Origin of the sequence: Amycolatopsis silviterrae, from assembly GCF_042684085.1 — a bacterium.
In the GTDB taxonomy this organism is placed as follows: Bacteria; Actinomycetota; Actinomycetes; order Mycobacteriales; family Pseudonocardiaceae; genus Amycolatopsis; species Amycolatopsis silviterrae.
Map to the genome: position 1 here is coordinate 482,839 of NZ_JBHUKS010000008.1, position 14,887 is coordinate 497,725.

The 14,887-nt window shown below is 71.4% G+C and carries 14 protein-coding genes; 13 read left to right on the forward strand and 1 reads right to left on the reverse strand.

Translation table 11 applies throughout. The annotated features are described in order from the left end of the window. Window positions 1-12: 12 nt before the first annotated feature. On the reverse strand, window positions 13-531 hold the full coding sequence (locus tag ACFSVL_RS14295; protein WP_020664239.1) for an inorganic diphosphatase: 519 nt from the start codon (window positions 529-531) through the stop codon (window positions 13-15). Window positions 532-703: 172 nt separating this feature from the next. Between ACFSVL_RS14295 and dacB the strand changes: the two genes are divergently transcribed. The 13 genes from dacB to folK all read left to right on the forward strand — a co-directional run bounded on the left by dacB (window position 704) and on the right by folK (window position 14,858). Beyond that, the gene (dacB, locus tag ACFSVL_RS14300) at window positions 704-3,454 is read left to right on the forward strand and encodes a D-alanyl-D-alanine carboxypeptidase/D-alanyl-D-alanine endopeptidase (RefSeq protein WP_378304202.1); all 2,751 of its coding nucleotides are present in this window, start codon (window positions 704-706) and stop codon (window positions 3,452-3,454) included. 110 nt (window positions 3,455-3,564) lie between these two features. After that, window positions 3,565-4,581: a zinc-dependent metalloprotease gene (locus tag ACFSVL_RS14305; RefSeq protein WP_378304281.1), complete on the forward strand. Its 1,017-nt coding sequence runs from the start codon at window positions 3,565-3,567 to the stop codon at window positions 4,579-4,581. After that, on the forward strand, window positions 4,578-5,549 hold the full coding sequence (gene tilS / locus ACFSVL_RS14310) for a tRNA lysidine(34) synthetase TilS (protein WP_378304204.1): 972 nt from the start codon (window positions 4,578-4,580) through the stop codon (window positions 5,547-5,549). The genes ACFSVL_RS14305 and tilS overlap by 4 nt, the downstream gene beginning before the upstream one ends. A gap of 3 nt (window positions 5,550-5,552) precedes the next feature. Next, window positions 5,553-6,107, forward strand: a complete 555-nt coding sequence (gene hpt / locus ACFSVL_RS14315) for a hypoxanthine phosphoribosyltransferase (protein WP_378304206.1) — start codon at window positions 5,553-5,555, stop codon at window positions 6,105-6,107. A 161-nt stretch (window positions 6,108-6,268) separates the two neighbouring features. Further along, window positions 6,269-6,637 carry a hypothetical protein gene (locus tag ACFSVL_RS14320; RefSeq protein ID WP_378304208.1) on the forward strand — a complete coding sequence of 123 codons (369 nt, stop codon included), beginning with the start codon at window positions 6,269-6,271 and terminating at the stop codon, window positions 6,635-6,637. Between the two features lie 23 nt (window positions 6,638-6,660). Further along, window positions 6,661-8,079: a hypothetical protein gene (locus ACFSVL_RS14325; protein ID WP_378304209.1), complete on the forward strand. Its 1,419-nt coding sequence runs from the start codon at window positions 6,661-6,663 to the stop codon at window positions 8,077-8,079. A gap of 80 nt (window positions 8,080-8,159) precedes the next feature. Next, on the forward strand, window positions 8,160-8,963 hold the full coding sequence (locus tag ACFSVL_RS14330) for an ESX secretion-associated protein EspG (protein WP_378304211.1): 804 nt from the start codon (window positions 8,160-8,162) through the stop codon (window positions 8,961-8,963). Between the two features lie 196 nt (window positions 8,964-9,159). After that, the gene (locus tag ACFSVL_RS14335) at window positions 9,160-9,981 is read left to right on the forward strand and encodes an ESX secretion-associated protein EspG (RefSeq protein ID WP_378304213.1); all 822 of its coding nucleotides are present in this window, start codon (window positions 9,160-9,162) and stop codon (window positions 9,979-9,981) included. 206 nt (window positions 9,982-10,187) lie between these two features. After that, complete coding sequence (ftsH, locus tag ACFSVL_RS14340; protein WP_378304215.1) at window positions 10,188-12,596, forward strand: ATP-dependent zinc metalloprotease FtsH; 2,409 nt, start codon at window positions 10,188-10,190, stop codon at window positions 12,594-12,596. Next, window positions 12,565-13,182: a GTP cyclohydrolase I FolE gene (folE, locus tag ACFSVL_RS14345; RefSeq protein WP_378304217.1), complete on the forward strand. Its 618-nt coding sequence runs from the start codon at window positions 12,565-12,567 to the stop codon at window positions 13,180-13,182. The genes ftsH and folE overlap by 32 nt, the downstream gene beginning before the upstream one ends. Window positions 13,183-13,208: 26 nt before the next feature. Continuing rightward, window positions 13,209-14,015, forward strand: a complete 807-nt coding sequence (gene folP, locus ACFSVL_RS14350; RefSeq protein ID WP_378304283.1) for a dihydropteroate synthase — start codon at window positions 13,209-13,211, stop codon at window positions 14,013-14,015. Continuing rightward, window positions 14,008-14,367, forward strand: a complete 360-nt coding sequence (gene folB / locus ACFSVL_RS14355; protein ID WP_116206794.1) for a dihydroneopterin aldolase — start codon at window positions 14,008-14,010, stop codon at window positions 14,365-14,367. The genes folP and folB overlap by 8 nt, the downstream gene beginning before the upstream one ends. Beyond that, entirely contained in the window at window positions 14,364-14,858 is a 495-nt protein-coding gene (gene folK, locus ACFSVL_RS14360; protein WP_134661997.1) for a 2-amino-4-hydroxy-6-hydroxymethyldihydropteridine diphosphokinase, read from the forward strand. Before folB ends, folK begins: the two co-directional genes overlap by 4 nt. Window positions 14,859-14,887: the final 29 nt, after the last annotated feature.

Sequence of the window (14,887 nt, forward strand, 5' to 3'; positions counted from 1 at the left end):
TTTCCGGCTGGCTCAGTGGTGCGCTTCGCCGTTGATCTCTTCCTTGGCGAGGCGGTCCGTCTCACGCTCGTACGAGCGGGCGATCTCGGCCTCGGCCTCGGCGCGGCTCACCCAGGACGAACCCTCGACGCTCTTGCCCGGCTCGAGGTCCTTGTAGACCTCGAAGAAGTGCTGGATCTCGAGCTTGTGGAACTCGTTCAGGTGGTGGATGTCGCGCAGGTGCTCAAGGCGCGGGTCGTTCGTCGGGACGGCGAGGACCTTGTCGTCCGGGCCCTTCTCGTCGGTCATCCGGAACATGCCGATCGCGCGGCAGCGGATCAGGCAGCCGGGGAACGTCGGCTCCTGCACGAGCACGAGCACGTCGAGCGGGTCGCCGTCCTGGCCGAGCGTGTCGTCGATGAAGCCGTAGTCGGCCGGGTACTGGGTCGCGGTGAACAGGGTCCGGTCGAGCTTGATCCGACCGGTCTTGTGGTCGACCTCGTACTTGTTGCGCTCCCCCTTGGGGATTTCGATCGTGACGTCGAATTCCACGGCCGTCCTCGCTGCTTCTCGAATCTCGGTGTCCCACGCGCTCGTGGGCGGCAACCTAATGACCTCGTTGACGTCACTAGTGTGGACTACGCCCCGTCGGCCGGTCGCGCCGATGTCGGCCAGACGGCATGTGACCTTGGCCCCTCCGGGGGCGGGTGAGAAGGAGTGGTGGGTGCCGGAAAACGACCAGCCGAGGTGGCCCACGGGCGACGAGGACACCTCGTCCCAGGCGGACCGGGCGACCTCCCGCCTTCCCCTGCCCAAGCGCGACGCGGGAGCCACCGCGCAGCTTTCCGTGCCGAACGTCACACCCGGCGACGGGCCTGGATCGTGGTTCCGGCCGAACGTCGAACCGGAGGAGGTCCCCGGGCTGAACGCGCCCTCGGACACCCCCGCGGCCCCCGCGGCCCCGGAGCCGCCGCGGTCGAACCTCGCGGACCGGATGAGCGGTGCGTCGGGGGTTCCCGCGCGGCCTGAGCAGCCGAAACCGCGCGCGCCGTGGGTCCCGGTGGAAGGGCCGACGCAGTTCGTGGCCGGAGTGCCGAGGCCGGAGGACAACTCCCGTCCGGACGCTGAGGAGACGGTGCGGTCCTCGACGGTGGAGGCGGAGGGCACCGCGGAGCGGACGGTGCGGGCGCAGCCGAACGTTCAGCCTGTTCAGCAGGAGTCTTCGCCCGCGTGGCAGGCCGCGCGGAAGCCGGGGAACTCGCTGTTCGAGCCCGGCGGGGCGGCGGCTTCGGGCGACGAGCAGGGGTGGAACCCGTTCCAGTCCGGTCAGCAGGCCGGGGCCGCGGGGAAACCGGCGCAGCAGTTCGCCGCGTTCCGGGACGAGAATCCCGGCACCGCCGAAAACAACCATGGCTGGGCGGCGTTCCGCCCGGTCGTCGCGCGGGACGAGCCGGGGGAGCCGCCGAAGGAGGGCTGGGCCGCCTTCCGGGATGACACTGGCTCTGACCAGGGACAGCGCGGTCCCGCGGACGCCCGTGCCGGGGAGGAGCCGGAGCAGAACTGGCCCGGTGCCAGCTCACCCCAGCCCGGCCAGGGCGAACCGGGGTCCGCCGCCGCTCGCCTCAATCCGCCCCAGCCTGGTCGTCGTGGGGACGAGCAGCAGGAAAACTGGCCGGGGGCCAACCAGGCGCAGTCCGGTCCCGGGAACGAGTCCCAGGAGCACCGCTCCGGTGCCGAGCCGTGGTCGCAGCAGATCGAGATCCCGGCCCGCCCCGGCCTGCCCGAACCGCCGCCCGGCACCGTCCCGCCCGCGGGCGCGGGGCACGTGCGGCCGATGCGGATCGAACCGGCCGGCGGCCAGTTCCCGGCGGAAGCGACCGTCGGGATCCCGCGTCCGGCGGAAGGCTTCCCCGTGCCCGACGCGGCGCAGGGGCCGTCTGAGGCGACGATCGGAATCCCGCGTCCCGCCGAAGGCTTCGCGGAGCGGCCAGGACCCGAGCAGATCCAGCCGCGCGCCGACGCGGAGCAGTCCCCACCGGAACCGCCGATCCCGCCGCAGGCCGACTCACCTCGTCCGGAGGGGAAGAAGCCGAGGCGGAAGGCGCTGGTCCTGGCGCTCGTCGTACTGCTTCTGCTGGCCGCCGCGGGTGGCGCGTCCGCGGTGCCCGCCGTGTCCAACCGGCTCGGGTTGCCGTGGGCGCCGAACGCGCCGAAGGGCAGCGAGCCTGACCCCGCGGACGCCAGCCTCGCGCTGCACGGCCCGGACACCTCCGGTCAGGGACCGTCCGCGAACGGTGTCGCCGCGAAGCTCTCCGGGCCCGCCGGTGCGGCGGCGCTCTCGCAGCTCAGCGGCAGTGTGATCGACCCGGCGAGCGGCACCGTGCTGTGGGACCACGCGTCGAACACGCCGCTGACCCCGGCGTCGACCACGAAGATCCTCACCGTCGCCGCGGCGCTGCTCGCGATGGAGCCGACGAAGCGGATCTCCACCAAGATCGTCCAGGGCGCGCAGCCGGGCACGGTCGTCATCGTCGGCGGCGGCGACCCGTCGCTCACCGCGCTGCCGGTGGGCACCGATTCGCCGCTGTACCCGGGCGCGGCGCACGTCGACGACCTCGTCAACCAGGTCAAGAAGGCCGGCGGCAACGTCACGAAGGTTCAGCTCGACGCCAGCGCCTACAGCGGTCCGAACACCGCGCCGGGCTGGGAACCGGGTGACGCGCCGTCGCTGTTCGGCGCTCCGATCGTCCCGGCCATGACCGACGGCGGACGCGGCAACCCGAAGGTCGACGAGACCATGCGCTCGGCCAACCCGGGAACCACGCTGACCCAGCTCGTCGCCGACAAGCTCGGCGGGACCCCTGGCGGACCCGGCAAGGCTCCCGAGGGGGCGAAGGTGCTCGGCGAAGTGCAGTCGGCGCCGCTGCCGGACCTCGCGTACGCGCTGCTGCAGATCTCCGACAACGTGCTCGCCGACGCGCTCGGCCGCCAGGTCGCCATGGCCACCGGCGGGGAAGCGTCGTTCGCCGGTGCGTCCGCCGCAGTGAAGAAGGTGTTGGCGGACCACGGTTTCGACGTCAACGGCCTGCAGCTGTTCGACACGAGTGGACTGTCCAATCAGAACAAGGTGCCGGCCAGGCTGCTCGCACAGGTGCTCGCCGCGGCGGCTGGTCCGGACGGCAAGGACCCGAACACGCCGAAGCTGCGTCCGCTGCTGGCCGGCCTGCCGGTCGCGGGCAGCCCGGACGGCACCCTGCACGGCCGGTACCACTCGGGCGAAACCCAGGGCGGCAAGGGCTGGGTGCGGGCCAAGACCGGCACGCTCACCGGCGTCAACACCCTCGCCGGGTACGTGCTCGACAGCGACAACCGCGTGCTCGCCTTCGCGTTCATGTCCAACGGCTCGGACAAGAACTCCGGGCAGGCGGCGCTCGACGTGCTGGCGACGGCGTTGCGGGGCTGCGGCTGCAAGTAGCCCGGGACTGAGCCGTCCCGCTGAACCCGCTCCGCTGAACTGCCCACAATTCCGGACCGGCAGGTAGCGTCGGAGAGGTGAGCCAGGAAACCGAGACCCGACGGCGGCCCATGGTCGACTGGGACCGGGCGGCCGCCACCGGCGCGCTGCTCGTGCGCGGCGGCCCGCAGGTCGCCCGCGGCGAGGCCGATCGCGCGGTGGTCGACCTGCGGGAGCTGACCGCCGAGGCGGAGGGGCACGTCCGCGAGCTGACCGGCCTCGGCCGCGACCTGCCGCTGCTGCCCGGCACCGTGGTGGACCGGCCCGGCTGGGTCCGGTCCGCGGCGTCCGGCCTCGGCGTGCTCACCGGCCGCGCGCTGCCCGCGGCCCAGGGCGGTCCGCTCGGCCCGATCCTGGCGTCCGGCGCCGGCGTGCAGACCGGAGTGCTGCTGGCGTTCCTGGCGTCCCGAGTACTCGGCCAGTACGACCCGTTCGGCGGCCCCGAGAACAAGGGCGAGCTGCTGCTCGTCGCGCCGAACGTGGTGGCCGCCGAGCGCGCGATGAAGGTCCCCGGGCGCGATTTCCGGCTGTGGGTCTGCCTGCACGAATGCACGCACCGGCTGCAGTTCACCGCGGTCCCGTGGCTGCGCGACTACTTCGCCGACGAGGTCGAACGGCTCGTGTCCGGGCTCGCGGACAGTTCCGCGGACGGGCTGGCCGAGCTGATCGGCAGGCTGCCCGACGCGCTGCGCAATCGCGGCAAGGGCGGCGGCATCGCGGAACTGCTGCAGTCGCCGAAGGAGCGCTCGGTTTTCGACCGGCTGCTGGCGTTGTCCACGCTGCTGGAGGGGCACGCCGACTACGTGATGGACGCGGTCGGCCCGCAGGTCGTGCCCAGCGTCGAGCAGATCCGGGAGCGGTTCACCGCGCGTCGCCAGGGCGGCGGGCTGTTCGACCGGCTGCTGCGCGCGGTGCTCGGCCTCGACGCGAAGATCCGCCAGTACGAGGAAGGCGCGAAGTTCACGCGGCACGTGGTCGACGCGGTAGGGATGGACGGGTTCAACGCGGTCTGGCGCTCGCCGAACACGTTGCCGACTCGCGCCGAGATCGCCGACCCCGCGGCCTGGGTGCGGCGCCTGCACGGGTGAGCGCGCTCGCGGCGGTCCGGACAGCGGTCCGCGACTTCCTCGGGACGGTCGCCGTGCCCGGCGAAGTGTGCGTCGCGGTGTCGGGCGGCGCGGACTCCCTAGCGCTCGCTGAAGCGACGGCGTACGTCCTTCGGCACCGAGACGTCCGTACGCGAGGGCTCGTCGTCGACCATGGCCTTCAGGCCGATTCAGCCGTTGTTGCCGCCGAAGCCGCGACAGTCGTGAAGGGCCTCGGCATTGACGTCGTTGAAGTGCACGCTGTGCACGTCGTGGGCAAAGGCGGTCCTGAAGCAGCCGCGCGCGCTGCGAGGTACCACGCGCTGCGCGAAGCGTTGCCATCCGGCGAAGGGCTCGTACTGCTTGGCCACACCCAAGACGATCAAGCTGAGACGGTGCTGCTCGGTCTCGGCCGAGGCTCCGGACCGCGGTCCCTGGCGGGCATGCGTCCGCACGATCCGCCGTGGGGCCGTCCACTGCTCGGCATCACCCGCGCGCAGACTGTCGAGGCCTGCGCAGAACTCGGCCTAGAGCCGTGGCAAGACCCGCACAACGCTGATCCGCGCTTCACTCGCGTACGTCTGCGTACGGAAGCACTGCCGCTGTTGGAGGACGTGCTGTCGGGTGGAGTCGCTCCAGCTTTAGCCCGTACGGCCGCACAGCTGCGCGAAGACACCGAGGCGTTGGACACACTCGCCGCGCGCGTGCACGAGCGCGCGGTCCGCGAAGACGACCTCGACGTAGCCGTGCTCGCAGCCGAGCCCGCTGCGCTGCGCAGACGGGTTCTCCGCAGGTGGCTGCTGGACTCCGGGGTCCGCGAGCTGACCGACGCGCACCTGCGTTCGGTCGACGCGCTCGTGGCCCGCTGGCGCGGTCAAGGCGGGGTCTGGCTGCCGGGCAACTTGGAGGCTCGACGGCGGCGTGGCAGGCTCTCGCTTGCCGGACCCGAACCCACCACCCGAGGGGAATGACCCGTGTACGAGGGCGAGATCGCCTCCGTGCTCATCACCGAGCAGCAGATCAAGGACAAGATCGCGGAGCTGGCGGCGAAGATCGCCGCCGACCACCCGGAAAACGGCCAGGGCGACCTTCTCCTGGTCGGCGTCCTCAAGGGCGCCGTCATGTTCATGACCGACTTCGCGCGGGCGCTTCCGGTGCCGACGCAGCTGGAGTTCATGGCCGTGTCGTCGTACGGGTCTTCGACCTCGTCGTCGGGGGTGGTGCGGATCTTGAAGGACCTCGACCGCGACATCGCCGGGCGCGACGTGCTGATCGTCGAGGACATCGTCGACTCCGGGCTCACCCTGTCCTGGCTGCTGAAGAACCTGGCGAGCCGGAACCCGGCCTCGCTCGAGGTCGTCTCGCTGCTGCGCAAGCCGGAAGCCGTGAAGGTCGAGGTGCCGGTCAAATACATCGGCTTCGACATCCCCAACGAGTTCGTGGTCGGCTACGGCCTCGACTACGGCGAGCGCTACCGCGACCTGCCCTACATCGGCACGCTGGATCCGCACGTCTACACGTCCGGATAGTCCGGTTCGCGGTAATCCTTTCGGGTGCGGAACCCGGAAGCGCGAAATCGCGTCATAGGGCTCGACCAGGTGCGTTAACCTATGCGAAGACCTATTGCCATGCGGACGAGTGACACCAGCCGACGGGCTGGTCCTCGCGCGGGGGAACGGAGAGAGGGCAGATGGGCAACAACAGCTCGGCGGATGCCGCGGCGTTCAAGAACGCCGCCGTCAACGGCCAGGTCGGGATCGACCCGGACGCCGCGCAGACCGTGCTGAAGAAGATCCGGACCGGACGGGACGCGATCGAGGCTCTCCTGAACGGCGCGGGCACGCTCGCGCAGCCGCCGAAGCTCGGCGCGAACCCGGTCGGCAAGGCGATGTCGACCAAGTTCGTGCAGCGCGCCGACGGCGGCGGCGACTCCTACTCGTCCGCCCTGCAGAACCTGCTCAGCCAGTACCAGGCCGCGGAGGAAGGCATCGTCGCGGCGATGGCCCGCTACCACGAGATCGACCACTCCGCAGGCGACCCGTTCCGCAACAAGGCCTGACGTCCTAGGGGGATCACGCAGTCATGGCACCGAACACCAGCACCCCGGCCACGGGCGGCTCCGTCCCGGACGGCTCGGGCTACAACACCTCCGGCTACGGCACCTCGTCCTCGGTTCCCGCGCCCGGTTCCGCCGTCGCGATGGGCCCGAACTCGGCGACCAACGACATCGTCGCGTCCGCGCGCAGCGGCTCCGGCGGCTTCGAGATCGGCGGCGACCGCGCCATCGGCAACCCGCCGAACTGGCAGTCGCAGGAAAGCCACCAGCTCTACGTCGGCGCGACCACCGACAACGACCCCGGCACCGCCGAGGCCGCCGGGCAGCACTGGACCAAGCACGGCACCGAGCTGAAGCAGGCGTCCGACGACCTGTACAACGCGATCACCGAACTGGGCCACGCCTGGGTCGGCCATGGTGCGGCGGGTGCGCAGGGCGCGCTCGTGGCGATCGCCAACTCGGGCACGCAGGCGTCTGACGCCGCGCACACGATGGCCGACAAGCTGGCCCGGCAGGCCGCCGCGGCCGCCGAGGTCAAGAAGATGCCCGCCCCGCGCGACTACGACCCGAAGCAGGCCATGACGGCCGCGCTCGCGGGCGGCCCGGCCGCGCTGGCCGCGGACCAGAAGGCGCAGGCGGACGCCGCGAACGACGTCAAGGCGCAGCAGGTCGCGTTCTTCAACGCCTACACCCAGGCGATGACCGAGGTCGACGGCTCCACCCCGAGCTTCGGCCCGGACTCGCTCGGCATGAAGCCGACCGCGACGCACTTCAACGGCAACTCGTTCAACAACGTCAACAACATCGGCCACACCGACGCCGGCGCGCTCGGCGGCCCGGCCGGCTTCGGCACGGTCGGCGCGCACGGCGTGGCAGGCGGTGCGGGGGTCGCCGGGCACGGCGCTCCGGCACACGTTTCGGCCGACTCGGGCCAGTACGGTGCCTCCGGTCTTGAGGGCGGCGGGCTCGCCGCCGGGGCAGGCGTCGGCGCCGCTTCCGGTGTTGGTGCCGCGGCCCCGGTGGCCGCACCCGCGAGCACGGGCGGCAGCGGCGTTGGCGCCGCGCTCGGCCTCGGCGCCATCGGCGCGGGAGCCGGGTTCGCCGGCGGCAAGCTCGGCGAGGGCAACCGCAGCGGTTCGCGCAAGGAGGAGGAAGGCAAGACCTCCGCCGCGTCCGAGCACCAGAACGGGCAGAGCGCCGCGTCGGCGGTGCCGCAGCAACAGCAGGGCGTCGTCCCGGCGAGCGGCACGATCGGCCAGGGCCAGGGCGGTATGAGCCCGATGGGCGGCGGCATGGCCGGTGCGGGCGCGCACGGCGCGGGCGAAGAGGACGAGGAGCACACGCACGCTTCGTTCCTCATCGAGCCGGACCCGGACGACGCGTTCGGGGCCAACCAGGCCACCCCGCCGCCGGTCATCGGCGCGTGGTCGGACGACGACAACTGACGCAGTGCTCGCGGGCGCGTGACCGGATCTGGTCACGCGCCCGCGAGCGTTCGGAAACACTCGGGGTAGGGGGTTGGTCGATGCCGAACGCGGAGCTGCTCGCGCCGATCGAGGTGGATTTCCTGTGGGAGTCGGCCGGGATGGGCGAGCTGCCGTATCCGCTGCGGATCCGTTCGCACGGCGCGACGCTGGACGAACGCTCGGCGCTGCGCACGCGCACGCTCGGCGCGCTGGCCGACCGGGGACTCGCCGACGACCGGGGCAGGCCCGCCCCGCACGTCGAGGACTACTTCGGCATCCTCGCCTCTCCGGATGTCAGCCTGGACACCGTCCAGCTGCTCGACCCGAACGGCGAACCGCTGCTCGCGGTCGCGGGCAGCGCACACGGCGACGGCCTGTTCGCCGTGCAGGACCAGCGCGGGCTGCACCTGCACCCGTGCGCCCCGGACGGCCTTGCCACGGCGATCATTTCGCTTCTTCCGGGTGCTCAGCGGGGCACCGAAAAGTCGATCACCGTGCCGCTGGAGCAGCTGGTCGGCGCGTCCGGAGTCGACTTCATGCAGCGGCGCGGAAACCAGGTCGACGCCTCCGGCCGCGCCAGCGTCGACGAGGACCGCAAGGCACTCGCCCGGCTGCACGCACAGCAGCGCCTGCGCGGCGGCCAGATCGGCGCGAACGCCCGCAACCGGCTCGGCGGACGCAGCCGGTCGACGGTGCTGAGCTGGTTCGACACCGAGACCGGCCGGTATTTCACGCAGGCAAGCCAGGGCCACGACGGACGCGACTGGATCACCATCGCTCCCGCCGACCCGGCGACGCTGCGCCACCGGCTTGGCGAAATGCTCGCCGGAGTGGCCGACCAGGCCAACGCGGGCGCGTTCTGACCCGCACCGCCCGTGCTGCCCCGCCCGGCCTCCCGCTCGCCCGAACCGCCCCAATGTGGCATTGGGTGCATCTGACGCAACCAACGCCACATTGGGCGTGCAGGATGCACCCAAAGTGGCATTGGGGCGCTTGAAGACTGCCGATCCGGCGCTACGCTGGGCCGGAAATCGTTGACCGGAGGGTGAGCAGTACCGGATGCACCAGGAGTTCTTCTCGCCGCTGGCATTCGACTTCCTGTGGGAGTCGATGGAGCTGGGCGAGCTGCCTTACCCGCTGCGCGTGCGCTCGCACGGCGCGACCGAGGACGAGCGCGTCTCGCTGCGCCATCGCGTCGACACCGAGCTGAAGGCGCGCGGCGTACGCGATTCGCACGGCCGGGTCGAGCCCGACGTCGAGGACTGGCTGACGCTGCTCGCGCGCGCCCCGCACTCCATCGACGCGCTGCACATCCCGCAGTTCGAAGCGCATCCGGTCGCGCTGCTCGCCGCGGGCGACGAGCGCACCGGCGTGGTCGCGATCCAGGACGCCGACGGCATCTGGCTGCGGGAGACCCAGCCGGACGCGCTGGTGTCCACGATCGTCGAACTGCTGCCGGGTGGTCCGCGCGGCAGTGAGGCGTCGGTCACCCTTCCGCTGGACGAGGCGCTGCACACGCAGCCGATCCGGGTCCCGGTCGCCGCTGGTGGCGGGCAGGCCGAGGAGAAGAGCGGGCGGCGGGCGAAGCGGCAGTCGCTCAGCGAGCGCGCCACGGTCGATCCGCGCGAGACCTACGGGCTCATCGCGGGGCAGCCGCGGCTGCGCGGCGGTCAGCTCGCAGCGAACAGCCGGTCCTCGCTCGGAACGCGGCAGCGGTCGCGCGTGCTCGGCTGGTTCGACACCGCCACCGGACGGTATTTGAGCCTGTCGCGGGCGGGTTCGGACGGCCGCGAATGGGTCACCGTCGCCCCGGCGGACCCGGCGACGCTGCGGAGCAGGCTGGGTGAAATGGTGGCCTCTGTGGCGGTCGACACCCGATAGTCGGGTGACGTGTCGTCCCGGACCGGGAACCCTCGCGCGGGATTGGCCGTTGACCTGCGAGAGGCTCGCCAGGCTTCTCCGCCCGCCCGGACGGTACCCTGGTGGGACGGGTGCCCTGCGGCGCCCACGGGTTGTCAAGATCGCGATGGCGGGTATCACAGGAGCCGCCCAACCAGGGAGGGTCGAGGCCGCAAGGGCCGAGTCGTATGAACCGGAAGAGCGTGCTCAGGAACCCACTGCTGTGGATCGTCGCGGGGTTGCTGGCGTTGTTCGCCTACAACACGATCTTCGACAGCGATCGTGGCTACACCCAGGCTCCTATCTCGACGGCCATGAACCAGGTCGCCCAGAACCACATCAAGGAAGCCAGCCTCGAAGACAAGGAGCAGCAGCTCAAACTGCAGCTCACGCAGAAGATCGACGTCGACGGCCAGCAGACCGACCAGATCATCGCGCAGTTCCCCGCGAACGCCACGCACGAGATCTACGACAAGCTGATCTCCGCGCAGAACGGCGGCCAGCCGGTCAAGTTCACCACCAAGGTCACCCAGCAGAGCCTGCTGACCCAGATCCTGATCTTCGCGATCCCGCTGGCGCTGGTGCTCGGCCTGCTGATGTGGATGATGAACAACGCACAGGGCGGCGGGAACCGCGTCCTGAACTTCGGCAAGTCGAAGGCGAAGCAGCTCAACAAGGACATGCCGAAGACGACCTTCGGCGACGTCGCGGGCGCGGACGAAGCGGTCGAAGAGCTGTACGAGATCAAGGACTTCCTGCAGAACCCGGCGCGTTACCAGGCGCTCGGCGCGAAGATCCCCAAGGGCGTTCTGCTCTACGGGCCGCCCGGCACCGGTAAGACGCTGCTCGCGCGTGCGGTCGCGGGTGAGGCCGGGGTGCCGTTCTACACGATCTCCGGTTCGGACTTCGTCGAGATGTTCGTCGGTGTGGGTGCGTCGCGCGTGCGTGACCTGTTCGAGCAGGCGAAGCAGAACGCGCCCTGCATCATCTTCGTGGACGAGATCGACGCGGTCGGCCGCCAGCGCGGCGCCGGCCTCGGCGGCGGCCACGACGAGCGCGAGCAGACGCTGAACCAGCTGCTGGTCGAGATGGACGGCTTCGACGCCCGCGGCGGCATCATCCTGATCGCGGCCACCAACCGGCCGGACATCCTCGACCCGGCGCTGCTGCGCCCCGGCCGGTTCGACCGGCAGATCCCGGTGTCCGCGCCGGACCTGCTCGGCCGCAAGGCGATCCTCGAGGTGCACGCCAAGGGCAAGCCGATCGCGCAGGGCACCGACCTGACCGGGCTGGCCAAGCGCACCGTCGGCATGTCCGGCGCGGACCTGGCCAACGTGCTGAACGAGGCCGCGCTGCTCACCGCCCGCGAGAACGGGCATGTGATCACCGACGTCGCGCTCGAGGAATCGGTCGACCGGGTGGTCGGCGGTCCCGCGCGCAAGAGCCGGATCATCTCCGAGAAGGAGAAGAAGATCACCGCCTACCACGAGGGCGGGCACGCGCTCGCCGCGTGGGCGATGCCGGACATCGAACCGGTGTACAAGCTGACGATCCTGCCGCGCGGCCGCACCGGCGGGCACGCGCTGCTGGTGCCGGAGGACGACAAGCAGCTGATGACCCGGTCGGAGATGATCGGGCGGCTGGTGTTCGCGATGGGCGGCCGCACGGCCGAGGAACTCGTGTTCCACGAGCCCACCACCGGTGCCTCGTCCGACATCGAGCAGGCCACGAAGATCGCCCGCGCGATGGTCACCGAGTACGGCATGAGCGCGCGGCTGGGCGCGGTGAAGTACGGCCAGGAGCAGGGCGACCCGTTCCTCGGCCGGTCCGCCGGCCGCCAGGCCGACTACTCGCTCGAGGTGGCGCACGAGATCGACGAGGAGGTGCGCAAGCTCATCGAGACCGCGCACACCGAGGCGTGGCACGTGCTGAACACCTACCGCGACGTGCTCGACAACCTGGTCATGGAGCTGCTGGAGAAGGAAACGCTGCAGCGCAAGGACCTCGAGCGGATCTTCGCGACCGTCGAGAAGCGCCCGCACATCACCGTCTTCAACGAGTTCGGCGAGCGCACGCCGTCGGACAAGCCGCCGATCAAGACTCCTGGCGAGCTGGCGATGGAGCGCGGCGAGCCGTGGCCGCCGCCGTCCCCGGAGAAGGAGAAGCCGGTACTGCAGCCGGCTCCGACTCCGGTCGGCACCGCGCCTGGCGCGGGCGAGCTGCCTGGCGGCCCGCCGTACCAGGCTCCGGACCCGAACGCCAACCCGTACGCCCCGCCGCCCAACGGCGGCCGTCCGGCCGGCGGGCCGAACGGCACCGGCCGCTGGGGCCAGCCGTATGGTGGTCAGCAGCAGCCGGGCGGTCCGGCAGGCGGCGGCTACCAGCCCGGTGGCCCTGGCGGTGCGCAGAGCGGACCGCCGAACTACGGGGCGCCTCCGGGCTGGACCCCGGCGACGTCCCCGGGCGGCCAGCAGCCGTGGCGCCCCGCCGAAGACCGTCCGCGTGAGCAGGGCTGGTTCGCCGACGGCGCGAACGGCCAGCAGCCGGACGAGGGGCAGCATCGGCGTGACGTCGACGACGGAACAGACAAGCGGTAAAGACGGCATCCGCCCGGTCTTCGATCAGGACCGGGCGGAGCGCGCCGTTCGCGAGCTGCTGCTCGCCTGCGGCGAAGACCCGGATCGGGACGGTCTCCAGGACACCCCGGCCCGGGTCGCTCGCGCTTACCGGGAGATGTTCGCCGGCCTCTACACCGATCCGGACGAGGTGCTGGCGCGGACGTTCGACGAATCGCACGAGGAACTCGTGCTCGTCACGGACATCCCGATGTACTCCAACTGTGAGCACCACCTCCTCCCGTTCCATGGCGTAGCCCACGTCGGCTACATCCCGAACGGCGACGGCAAGGTCACCGGGCTGTCGAAGCTGGCCCGGCTGGTCGATCTCTACGCGCGCCGCCCGCAGGTGCAGGAGCGGCTCACCTCCCAGATCGCCGACGCGCTCGTGCGGAGGCTGGAGCCGCGCGGCGTGATCGTGGTCGTCGAGGCCGAGCATTTGTGCATGTCGGTGCGCGGGATCCGCAAGCCGGGGTCGCGCACCACCACGTCGGCGGTGCGCGGGCTGCTGCGGTCGTCGGCGACGTCGCGGTCCGAGGCGATCGAGCTGATCCGGGGGCGCCGGTGATCCCCCGGCCGGGGCGCTGCGCCGTGATGGGCGTGCTGAACGTGACCCCGGATTCGTTCTCCGACGGCGGCCGGTACCTCGATCTCGACCAGGCACTGGACCACGCGCGCCAGATGTGGGCGCGCGGTGCGGACTTGATCGACGTCGGCGGCGAGTCGACGCGGCCGGGTGCGTCGCGGGTCGACGCGGAGACCGAGGCCGCGCGCGTGTTGCCGGTGATCCGGCAGCTGGCGTCCGAGGGTTTTGTGCTGTCGGTCGACACCACGCGGGCCGCGGTGGCTGAGGCGGCGGTGGCGGCCGGTGCGCAGGTGATCAATGACGTGTCCGGCGGGCTCGCCGATCCGGCGATGGGGCGGGTCGCGGCGGAAACCAAGGCGCCGTGGGTGTTGATGCACTGGCGCGGGCACAGCAAGGACATGAACGCGCTGGCGACGTATGGCGATGTCGTCGCCGAGGTGCGCGGCGAACTGCTGGAGCGGGTCGACGAGGCGATCGCGGCCGGGGTTGCGGAGAGCGAGATCGTGCTCGACCCCGGTCTCGGGTTCGCGAAGCACGCCGAGCACGACTGGGCGTTGCTGCACGGGCTGAATTCCTTTGTGGACCTGGGTTTCCCGGTTTTGGTTGGTGCGTCGCGCAAACGGTTCCTCGGCCGGCTGCTGTCCGGAAAGGACGGTGTGCCGAGGCCGCCGGACGGCCGGGAGATCGCCACCGCGTCGATCTCGGCGCTGGCCGCGGCGGCCGGTGCGTGGGGCGTGCGGGTGCACGAGGTGGGGGCTTCACTGGACGCCGTGGCGGTGGCCGCGGCCTGGCAGCAAGGACGGGCCGATGGCTGACCGCATCACGCTCACCGGACTGCGCGTGTTCGGCCGACATGGCGTCTTCGACCACGAGAAGCGCGACGGACAGGAATTCGGCATCGACATCGTCGCGTGGCTCGATCTCGGGCCCGCCGCGGCGTCGGACGACCTGACCAAAACGCTGCACTACGGCGAGTTGGCCGAGCTGGCGGCGGGGATCGTTGCCGGGGAGCCGTACGACCTGATCGAGAGCGTCGCCGGGAAGATCGCCGACGAGGTCATGCGCGACGACCGGCTGACCGCCGTCGAGGTCACCGTGCACAAGCCGGCCGCGCCGATTCCGCTGACGTTCGACGACGTCGCCGTCACCATCCGGCGGGAGCGGTGAGCCGCGCGGTCCTGTCGCTTGGCTCCAACCTCGGCGACCGGCTCGGCTACCTGCGCAGCGCGGTCGACGCGGTGCGCCCGGCGCTCGTCGCGGTGTCCGGGGTGTACGAGACGAAAGCCTGGGGCGTCGAGGACCAGCCGGATTTCCTCAACGCGCTGTGCATCGTCGACGACCCGGCGCGCGACCACTGGGCGTGGCTGCGCGCCGGGCAGGCGGCCGAACAGGCGGCGGGCCGGGTGCGCGAACTGCGCTGGGGCCCGCGGACGCTGGATGTCGACATAGTGACAGTGCAGGGCGTGACGTCCGACGATCCGGAGCTGCTCCTGCCGCATCCCGGGACCCCGGACCGGGCGAGCGTGCTGATCCCGTGGCTCGAGATCGACCCGGACGCCGAGGTCCCCGGGCACGGCCGGGCCGCCGACCTGCTCGCCCGGCTGCCGGAAGCCGACCGGGCGGGCGTCGTCCTGCGGCCCGGCCTCACCTTGTCGTGAGTGCTTAGGCCGGTTCTAACCGGCTTGGG

Bases quoted from the DNA above. Each gene is read 5' to 3' on its own strand.
- ACFSVL_RS14305 (WP_378304281.1), top strand. From the start codon at position 3,565: ATGGTCGACTGGGACCGGGCGGCCGCCACCGGCGCGCTGCTCGTGCGC.
- ACFSVL_RS14320 (WP_378304208.1), top strand. From the start codon at position 6,269: ATGGGCAACAACAGCTCGGCGGATGCCGCGGCGTTCAAGAACGCCGCC.
- ACFSVL_RS14325 (WP_378304209.1), top strand. From the start codon at position 6,661: ATGGCACCGAACACCAGCACCCCGGCCACGGGCGGCTCCGTCCCGGAC.
- ACFSVL_RS14330 (WP_378304211.1), top strand. From the start codon at position 8,160: ATGCCGAACGCGGAGCTGCTCGCGCCGATCGAGGTGGATTTCCTGTGG.
- ACFSVL_RS14335 (WP_378304213.1), top strand. From the start codon at position 9,160: ATGCACCAGGAGTTCTTCTCGCCGCTGGCATTCGACTTCCTGTGGGAG.
- ftsH (WP_378304215.1), top strand. From the start codon at position 10,188: ATGAACCGGAAGAGCGTGCTCAGGAACCCACTGCTGTGGATCGTCGCG.
- folP (WP_378304283.1), top strand. From the start codon at position 13,209: ATGGGCGTGCTGAACGTGACCCCGGATTCGTTCTCCGACGGCGGCCGG.
- folB (WP_116206794.1), top strand. From the start codon at position 14,008: ATGGCTGACCGCATCACGCTCACCGGACTGCGCGTGTTCGGCCGACAT.